The sequence below is a fragment of the Curtobacterium sp. NPDC088465 genome (genome assembly GCF_044753165.1).
Classification (GTDB): Bacteria; Actinomycetota; Actinomycetes; order Actinomycetales; family Microbacteriaceae; genus Curtobacterium.
This window is the reverse complement of sequence record NZ_JBIVMR010000009.1, coordinates 2,315-3,793: the sequence shown is the minus strand read 5'-3', so window position 1 is coordinate 3,793 and position 1,479 is coordinate 2,315. Positions and strand designations below refer to the sequence as shown.

At 55.7% G+C, this 1,479-nt stretch carries 1 rRNA gene (running past both ends of the window); it reads right to left on the bottom strand.

The annotated features are described in order from the left end of the window. A 23S ribosomal RNA gene (locus tag ACIP6W_RS16275) occupies positions 1-1,479 on the bottom strand (it extends past both window edges: 1,542 nt to the left, 186 nt to the right).

Below are 1,479 nucleotides of genomic sequence, written 5' to 3'. Positions count from 1 at the left end.
TCCCGGGTTAGGACTCTTAGCACCACTGGATTAGCTTGGGCGGTTGTTCGCCGGTACGGGAATATCAACCCGTTGTCCATCGACTACGCCTGTCGGCCTCGCCTTAGGTCCCGACTTACCCAGGGCGGATTAACCTGGCCCTGGAACCCTTGGTCTTTCGGAGGACGGGTTTCTCACCCGTCTTTCGCTACTCATGCCTGCATTCTCACTCGTGTGGCGTCCACGGCTGGATTACTCCGCCGCTTCACTCGCCACACGACGCTCTCCTACCACTCCGCACGACTGAACCACGAAGGCTTGTCTGTGTGCGAAATCTACAACTTCGGCGGTGTGCTTGAGCCCCGTTACATTGTCGGCGCGGAATCACTTGACCAGTGAGCTATTACGCACTCTTTCAAGGGTGGCTGCTTCTAAGCCAACCTCCTGGTTGTCTGTGCAACTCCACATCCTTTCCCACTTAGCACACGCTTAGGGGCCTTAGTTGGTAGTCTGGGTTGTTTCCCTCTCGACGATGAAGCTTATCCCCCACCGTCTCACTGCTGCGCTCTCACTCACCGGCATTCGGAGTTTGGCTGACGTCAGTAACCTGTTGAGGCCCATCGGCCATCCAGTAGCTCTACCTCCGGCGAGAAACACGCAACGCTGCACCTAAATGCATTTCGGAGAGAACCAGCTATCACGAAGTTTGATTGGCCTTTCACCCCTATCCACAGCTCATCCCCTCCATTTTCAACTGAAGTGGGTTCGGTCCTCCACGACGTCTTACCGTCGCTTCAACCTGGCCATGGATAGATCACTTCGCTTCGGGTCTAGGACATGCGACTGAATCGCCCTATTCAGACTCGCTTTCGCTACGGCTGCCCCACACGGGTTAACCTCGCCACATATCACTAACTCGCAGGCTCATTCTTCAAAAGGCACGCCGTCACCCCTACAAGGAGGCTCCGACGGTTTGTAAGCAAACGGTTTCAGGTACTATTTCACTCCCCTCCCGGGGTACTTTTCACCTTTCCCTCACGGTACTTGTCCGCTATCGGTCATCTGGGAGTATTTAGGCTTATCAGGTGGTCCTGACAGATTCACACGGGATTTCTCGGGCCCCGTGCTACTTGGGATACACATCCGGCCATAACACCATTTCGTCTACGGGGCTGGCACCCACTACGGCCCGGCTTTCAAACCGGTTCGACTATGATGCGCTGTAACCGTCCCAGTCCGGCAGAACTGAGCGACGTGTCCCACAACCCCGACCATGCAACGCCCGCCGGCTATCACACATGATCGGTTTAGCCTCATCCGCTTTCGCTCGCCACTACTCACGGAATCACATGTTGTTTTCTCTTCCTGTGGGTACTGAGATGTTTCACTTCCCCACGTTCCCTCTACCCGCCCTATATATTCAGGCGGGAGTCACCAGGTCGACAAGTCGCCTGGCGGGGTTTCCCCATTCGGAAATCCTCGGCTCACAGCTCGATTACC